Origin of the sequence: uncultured Campylobacter sp. (assembly GCF_938045225.1) — a bacterium.
Classification (GTDB): domain Bacteria; phylum Campylobacterota; class Campylobacteria; order Campylobacterales; family Campylobacteraceae; genus Campylobacter_A.
Genome location: NZ_CALINL010000235.1, coordinates 1 through 7324 on the forward strand (window position 1 = coordinate 1; position 7324 = coordinate 7324).

Here is a 7324-nt window from a genome sequence, read left to right on the forward strand (position 1 = left end):
AAAGCATATTCACCTATCGTTCCAATAATTGATAGTATTACAGAATTCTTTTTAAATAAATTCTTTTTTACTGCTTTTTCTGATATTTTAACATTAGCATCATCTAAATTTTTAGTTTCTTTTGGAATATAGCTTTTTTTATCATCTAGTAATGTTGCCAGATCGGTAGTTCCGGCTTTTTTAATGCCTTCTCTTAATCTAGTGTCGCCGCAGTTGTAAGCCATCATCGCAAGATACCACTTGCCAAAGTCGTTTTTTAGACTCTGTAGGTATTTTGTAGCTGCAACGGTAGCCGCCATCGGGTCTTTTCGCTCGTCGGTGTATTTATCGACCCTAAGGCCGTAAAGTTTTGCCGTAGACTCCATAAACTGCCAAATTCCGATGGCTTTTTTGCTAGAAACTATGTGATTTGAAAAACCGGACTCCGTCATAGCAAGATACAAAAACGACTCCGGAATACCTGAGTCTTTTATAATCTTTTGGAGCATCGGGATATGTTTATAACCGCCTTTTACGGTATCTATAAACTCTTTTCTTTTACTATCTTTAATGGAATTTTTTATAGAAGCGTAGTGAGAGCTTTGTAAAAATTTAGCATCTATGTCAAATTCTTTTAATATCATCTTTTGGGTTTGCTCTGCGTCGCTGCTAGCCGCGGTCGCAAAAAGCCACCCCGTACATGCCAAACACAGCATTATTACTCTAAAGATTTTCATTTTTCTCCTTGATTACGTGTTAAATTTCGTAAAGATTTTCTTTGCATTTTTCGTTGTTATTTCCATTACCTCTTCTTCTTTTAAATTTAAAATCTCAGCCATCTTTGTCGCGACTAATCGCGTAAATGCAGGCTCGTTTCTGCGCCCCCTAAAAGGCTCAGGCGTTAGATACGGCGCATCTGTTTCAAGCAGCAGCCTATCTTGCGGGATTTGGGGCAAAATTTGAACCAAATTTTTCGCGTTTTTAAAGGTCAAAACCCCGCCGATGCCAAAGTAAAATTCGCCCATTTTTGCAAGCTCTAATAGCAAAGGCGAAGCGTTATAGCAGTGCAAAACCGCTCCGATTAGCCTGCTTGCATACTCTTTTAAAATATTAAAACTATCTTCGTTTGCGTCTCTTATATGCAAGATAACGGGTAAATTTAACTCTACGGCCATATCAAGCTGCGCTTTAAATACGCGCTTTTGTTCCGCTTTTTCAAGCTCTTTTTCATTTTCGTCTTTTGGCAAGCGGAAATAATCAAGCCCACACTCGCCCACGGCTATACACTTTTCGTCTCGCGCAAATTTACGCAGCGCCTCTTCGTCAAATCCCGCCTTCTCATACGGATGAACTCCGACGGCAAAAAATATATTTTCAAATTCGCGGGTTATTTTAGCCGCTTTTGGTAAATCATTAATATCAGCCCCAGGTATCAGTACTCCGTCGATACCGTTTTTACGGGCATTTTTGATAACTTGCGCAAGGTCGCCGTCAAAGCTTTTGTCATCCAGATGACAATGCGTGTCTATTATCATCAGGCTATTTCTACCCTATTTCTACCGCTTTGCTTAGCTCTGTAAAGAGCCTCGTCGGCAAGCTCCAAAATCTCGTCGACGTTATAATCGCTTTTACCGAAAGTAACGCCTATGGAAACCGAAATTTTAACCGATTCGTTTTTTATATTTACCGGATTGGATGCTATTGCGGCTCTTAATCCGACGAAAAATTTAACCGCGTCTTCTTGCGATACGTTTTTTAATAAAACGCAAAATTCTCCGCCGCCGAATCTAGCCGCTATATCGCTGCTTTTGGTGTCGTCGATTAATTTTTTAGCCAGTAGTTTTAAAATTTTATCGCCGCTATCTTGTCCGTATTTATCATTGATATTTTTAAGCCCGTCTACATCGATCACGGCTACGGCGTAAGGCATAGGATTTTCTTCCAAACTAGCCAAGTACCCTTGCATATCGTCGTAAAAATACCTTCTATTAAATAATCCGGTTAGAAAATCTTTATTGGCGAAATTTGCGATTTTATTGATATTTTCCATATTTTCTATAGTATTATTTACGCGGCAAATAAGCTCTTCTTTTAAAAACGGCTTAGCGATAAAATCATTAGCTCCGTTTTTCAAAAATACCGCGCCGCTAACGTTTTCGTTCGCGCTAGTCATCATTATAACGCCTAGTTCGTTTTTATCTCTTTGCTCCCTTAGCTCTTTTAAAACCTCCAAACCGTCTTTTACCGGCATACCGTAATCAGAAACCACGAGTTTTATATCGGGATTATCGGCAAAATAATTCATCGCTTCTTCGCCGTGAGCCGCCGTAAATACTTGAAACTGCAAATTCTGCAATATTTTTTTTACGTCGTTTCTAGTCTGCATTACGTCTTCTACTACCATGACTTTATACTGCTTGTTGTTTTTTAGTCTATCTATCATATGAAATATATAATTTACGTCGCTCATATTTCCCTTATAGACGTAGTCCACGATGTCCTTGTCCATAAAAGTCTCTCTAGTCTTATCGTCCATACTGCCCGTTAAAACTATAATCGGTAAGCCCTTAGACGCTACAAAATCGACCACTTCGCCGTTTGGAGCATCGGGCAAATTTAAATCGAGCAAAGTTATAAAATAATCCTTAGCCTTCGTAAGAAACGCCTGCGCTTCGGCTAAGCTGTGAGCGACGTCCACTTGCATTTCAGTATTATCTTCCATCTTTTTAGCGATTAGCTTTGCTAAGGCTTTGTTGTCTTCTACTATTAAAATTTTGCTTTTTTCCATAAATACCCATTTAAAAATTTTCGAGAATATACCATTACTTTTCTTTTTTCAACCTAAATTTTAAGCCAAACTTAAACAACCAAAAGCTGACGAGCGAAATTTATCGCTTCATCGGTAATGCGTTCGCCGCTTATCATACGAGCCAGCTCGCTTACGCGCTCCTCGTTTTTTAGCTCCCTTACGTTCGAGGTTTCGCCGCGCTTTTCGACTAGAAAATGCGAATCGGCCTTAGAGCTTAGCTGCGGCTGATGCGAGATAGCGAAAATTTGATAAAATTCGGCCAAATTTAGTAGCACGTTTGCGATACTCATCGCCTCTTTTCCGCTTAGATTCGCGTCTATTTCATCTAGGATTATGACGCCCTCGCCGCCTCCGGTGATCTTGCTTTCGCTCGCGATAAAAGCTAGCCTTAAGCGGTTTAGCTCGCCCGAGCTTAGATTTTTTAGCGCCGTCTCGTTTAGGCTCAAATTTACCTCGTCCCTGCCGGCGGCGTCCAGGGTCTTGCTATTTATCTTTAATGAAATCTCGCTCATATAAAGCTCTTTTAGAAACGAATTTATGAGCGCTTCAAGCTCCTTTAAATTTGCCGCGCGAGCCTGGCTGATTTTGTCCGCCAGCGCGTTTACCGCAGTTTCGTTTTGCTTAAATTTACGCTCCAACTCGCTCTTTTCAAAACTTATATTTTCGTATCTTGCTAGCTCCGCCTTGCGCGTTTTTAGCGTCTGGAGCGCCTCCTCCTCGCCGCCATAGCGACGCACGAGCGAGTTTATCGCCTCGATGCGGTCTAGCACGCCCTCGATATCCACGTCTTCTAGCTCGTCCATGTTTAGATTTTCGCGCGCTACTCGCAGTTCGTTCATCGCCTCTTCAAAAAAGCTGCTATCAATATCGCTGATGTTTAGCGCGTCCGTCACGGCCTGCTCGAAATTAAAAATTTGCTCCGCCCTATTCCACGCTTCTAAAATTTTATCCTTTTTACTTAGGCGCTTTTTTAGCTCCATTAGCTCGTCAAATTCGCCGATTTTCGGGCTCACGCTTTCTATTTTATTGATTTCAAAGGAGGCAAATTCCTTTAGCTCCTCCACTCTTTTTTCTTCGTCGATTATTTTTTTTAGCTCGCGTGAAATTTGGCTAAATTCGTCAAATTTGAGCCTAAATTCGCTCAAAATTTCGTTAAATTTAGCGTCTTTTTTCGCCTGCAAGCTATCTAGCAAATTTAAAAATCTCTCGTTTTCAAATTCGTTTATTTCCTTTGCGGATAGGTATTTTACGTGCTCTTTAGCGATGCTGGCTAGATTTTTTTTAGAAACGGCTTGCGAGTTTATAAAGTAGCGCGTCGTTTTGTCGCGAAAAAGCTTAAAGGTATTTATCTCCTCGCTCTCTAGGCCAAATTCCTCAAGGTCAAATTTATGCGAGACGTCGGCCTCGATCAGCTTTGCTTCGCTATCTTTTAGCCCTAAAACCGCCATTATCGAGCCCATCAGGACCGATTTGCCAGCGCCGCTCACGCCCGTAAATACGCTAAGTCCGCGTCCGAAATTTAACTCGACGTTTTCAAAACTCAAATTTTGCTTTATCAAAATCCGCTCAATCATTATAACCCCAATGCAGCTTTTCTTTTAGAATTTGAAAATAATCTCTCCCGACGTGGCGGATTAGCCGCGCCGTGCTCGCGCTTAGCGTCATGCTTACGCCCTCAAGCTCGCTCATCTTATACCTATCTTGTCCGTCGATAACCAGCACTGCCGCACTTGCGGTTTTAAATTTGATCTCAAATCCGCGCGGAAGCACGACCGGACGTTGAGTTAGCGAGTGCGAACAAACGGGCGTAACCAAAAACACCTCGCTCAAAGGATAGGTTATCGCCCCACCCGCGCTCATGTTGTATCCGGTTGATCCAACGGGCGTAGAGACGATGACGCCGTCGCCAAAATACGCGTTAAAGTATTTTTCATTCCAAAAAGCCTCCACGTGCGTCATGGAACCTACCTTTTCGCCCACGATTACCGCGTCGTTAAATGCGATTTTATGTAAAATTTCGCCGCTTTTTTTGTGCAAAAAAACGTCAAGCATAAAAGGGGTCTCGACCTCAAATTTGCCCTCGAAAAACTCGGCGAAAAATTTCTCGCATTCATTCATCGTAATATCGGTCAAAAATCCAAGCCTGCCCGCGTGGATGCCGAGCACGAAGGGCGAAATCTCGGCCGTGTTTCTACAAAGCGAGATGATCGTGCCGTCGCCTCCGAGCGAGATCAAAAAATCGCACTCCTGCGCCAACTCGCGCATCTCAAATCCTTGTAAATTCGAGCCCTCTTTTAAATTTAAATGTTTAGCGAGCGCGTTTTCAAACAAAATTTGAACGCCGTACCTAGCCAAAATCTCGCGCAAGATTCGCGCGTTTTTTACCAAATTTGCATTGATTTTTGCGACTAGGCCGACTTTTTTTACCTTAGCCGGAAGTAATAAATTCTCTTTTTTCATAGAGCGGATTTTATCACATTTTGTTTTAAAAAAGCTGGGAGCAAGCAAATTTCTAGTATAATGGGCGCGTTAAAAACAGCAAAAGGAGTGAAAATGCGTAGCCATTACTGCACTGATTTAAGCAGTGCCGACATAGGCAAAGAAGTTACGCTTTGCGGCTGGGTAAATACCTACCGCGACCACGGCGGCGTTATATTTTTAGACCTGCGCGATCGCACGGGACTGATCCAGATCGTCTGCGATCCGGCAGATAGCAAGAGCTCTCACGAGGCCGCGTCGCACGTTCGCGACGAGTACGTGCTGAGGATAAAAGGCAAGGTCCGCGCTCGCGGCGAAGGCCTGGTAAATCCGCGTCTAAAAACGGGCGAGATCGAAGTAGTCGCAAACGAAGTGATAGTAGAAAACCCGAGCGAGGCGCTACCTTTCGTCATCGGCGACGAGAGCGTAAACGAGGACATCAGGCTAAAATACAGATTTTTAGACCTTAGAAACGAGAAACTTCAAAATATCTTTAAAATGCGCTCAAAAGCGGCGATCGCAGCTAGAAACAGCCTAGATAAAATGGGCTTTATCGAGTTTGAAACTCCAGTTTTAACACGTGCAACTCCAGAAGGCGCAAGAGACTACCTAGTGCCAAGCCGCGTGTATCCAGGCCAATTTTACGCGCTTCCACAAAGCCCACAGCTATTTAAGCAGCTTTTGATGTGCTCGGGCTTTGATAAATATTTCCAAATCGCAAAATGCTTCCGCGACGAGGACTTGCGCGCCGATAGACAGCCGGAATTTACGCAGATAGATATTGAGATGAGCTTCATCGAACAAGAAGATATCCTAAATATGGCCGAAAATATGCTAAAAGACGTATTTGCCGCATGCGGATACGATATCCAAATACCTTTCCGACGCATGAGCTACAAAGAGGCGACCGAGTGCTACGGCAGCGACAAACCAGATCTGCGCTACGATCTAAAGATGATCGACGTTATCGACATTTTCGCACGCTCTAGTAATGAAATCTTTAGTAAAATCGCAACCGAACCTAAGAAAAACCGCATCAAAGCGCTAAAAGTGCCAAACGGCGATAATATCTTTAGCAAGCGCGAGATGAACCGTTTTGAGGAATTCGTCCGCAAATTCGGCGCTCAGGGCCTTGGCTACTTCCAAATGAAAGAGGACGGACTAAAAGGACCGCTTTGCAAATTTTTCGAGCAAAGCGACCTTGACGAGATTGTAGCTCGCTGCGAGCTAAAAGTCGGCGACGTCGTATTTTTCGGCGCAGGCAAGAAAAAAGTCGTGCTTGATTATATGGGACGATTTAGGATTTTCCTCGCCGAGCAAATGGGTATCATAGACCAAAACAAAATGGAGTTTTTATGGGTGCTTGACTTCCCGATGTTTGAGCAAAACGACGATGGTAGCTACTCGGCTATGCACCATCCCTTTACCATGCCTAAAAACATCGACGAGCCTGATCTCGAGGACATCCTCTCGGTAGCTCACGACGTCGTGCTTAACGGCTATGAGCTTGGCGGCGGTAGCGTGAGAATCCACAAAAACGACGTTCAGCAAAAGGTGTTTAAGCTACTTGGTATCGACGAGGCCGAGCAACGCGAGAAATTTGGCTTCTTGCTCGACGCGTTAAGCTTTGGCGCGCCTCCGCACGGCGGTATCGCGATCGGCTTTGACAGGCTAAATATGCTTGTAAATAAAGCAGGCTCGATCCGTGACGTCATAGCCTTCCCTAAAACACAGCGCGCTCAGTGCCCACTCACAAAGGCACCAAGCTACGCTAGCAACGAGCAGCTTAGGGAGCTAGGACTAAGGATAAGAGAAAAAGAGCAAAAGGCTTAAAAATTTATTGCAATAAATTTAGACTTTTTGAATGTCTAAATTTGAGTTATTTTATTTAAAGATTAAATTTTTGAGATGAATTTGGATGTTGTGCAGAAAATTTCATCCCAAAGCTAGACATATAGTCTGCTGCAGGGTGAAATTTTCAAACTCATTCAAAGGCGCTCAAAAAATATAAAAAGGGAAAAAATGAAGAATTTATTTTTAATCATCGGCGCTCCAGGC

At 43.2% G+C, this 7324-nt stretch carries 6 protein-coding genes; 1 reads left to right on the top strand and 5 read right to left on the bottom strand.

Annotation, left to right across the window (positions count from 1 at the left end; translation table 11 throughout):
• The 5 genes from Q0200_RS08350 to Q0200_RS08370 all read right to left on the bottom strand — a co-directional run.
• The coding region (locus Q0200_RS08350; protein WP_297940178.1) for a transglycosylase SLT domain-containing protein at nucleotides 1-716 on the bottom strand (716 nt) is incomplete at its 3' end.
• Nucleotides 717-728: 12 nt separating this feature from the next.
• Complete coding sequence (locus tag Q0200_RS08355; protein WP_297940181.1) at nucleotides 729-1514, bottom strand: TatD family hydrolase; 786 nt, start codon at nucleotides 1512-1514, stop codon at nucleotides 729-731.
• Entirely contained in the window at nucleotides 1514-2767 is a 1254-nt protein-coding gene (locus Q0200_RS08360) for a diguanylate cyclase (protein WP_297940185.1), read from the bottom strand. The genes Q0200_RS08355 and Q0200_RS08360 overlap by 1 nt, the downstream gene beginning before the upstream one ends.
• 71 nt (nucleotides 2768-2838) lie before the next feature.
• Nucleotides 2839-4362 carry an AAA family ATPase gene (locus Q0200_RS08365; protein ID WP_297940188.1) on the bottom strand — a complete coding sequence of 508 codons (1524 nt, stop codon included), beginning with the start codon at nucleotides 4360-4362 and terminating at the stop codon, nucleotides 2839-2841.
• A complete protein-coding gene (locus tag Q0200_RS08370; RefSeq protein ID WP_297940191.1) occupies nucleotides 4355-5248 on the bottom strand; it encodes an NAD(+) kinase in 894 nt (297 codons plus the stop codon). The genes Q0200_RS08365 and Q0200_RS08370 overlap by 8 nt, the downstream gene beginning before the upstream one ends.
• Before the next feature lie 93 nt (nucleotides 5249-5341).
• Between Q0200_RS08370 and aspS the strand changes: the two genes are divergently transcribed.
• Nucleotides 5342-7099, top strand: a complete 1758-nt coding sequence (aspS, locus tag Q0200_RS08375) for an aspartate--tRNA ligase (protein ID WP_297940194.1) — start codon at nucleotides 5342-5344, stop codon at nucleotides 7097-7099.
• Nucleotides 7100-7324: the final 225 nt, after the last annotated feature.

Coding starts and splice junctions, on each gene's coding strand:
- aspS (WP_297940194.1), top strand. CDS start 5,342: ATGCGTAGCCATTACTGCACTGATTTAAGCAGTGCCGACATAGGCAAA.
- Q0200_RS08370 (WP_297940191.1), bottom strand. CDS start 5,248: ATGAAAAAAGAGAATTTATTACTTCCGGCTAAGGTAAAAAAAGTCGGC.
- Q0200_RS08360 (WP_297940185.1), bottom strand. CDS start 2,767: ATGGAAAAAAGCAAAATTTTAATAGTAGAAGACAACAAAGCCTTAGCA.
- Q0200_RS08365 (WP_297940188.1), bottom strand. CDS start 4,362: ATGATTGAGCGGATTTTGATAAAGCAAAATTTGAGTTTTGAAAACGTC.
- Q0200_RS08355 (WP_297940181.1), bottom strand. CDS start 1,514: ATGATAATAGACACGCATTGTCATCTGGATGACAAAAGCTTTGACGGC.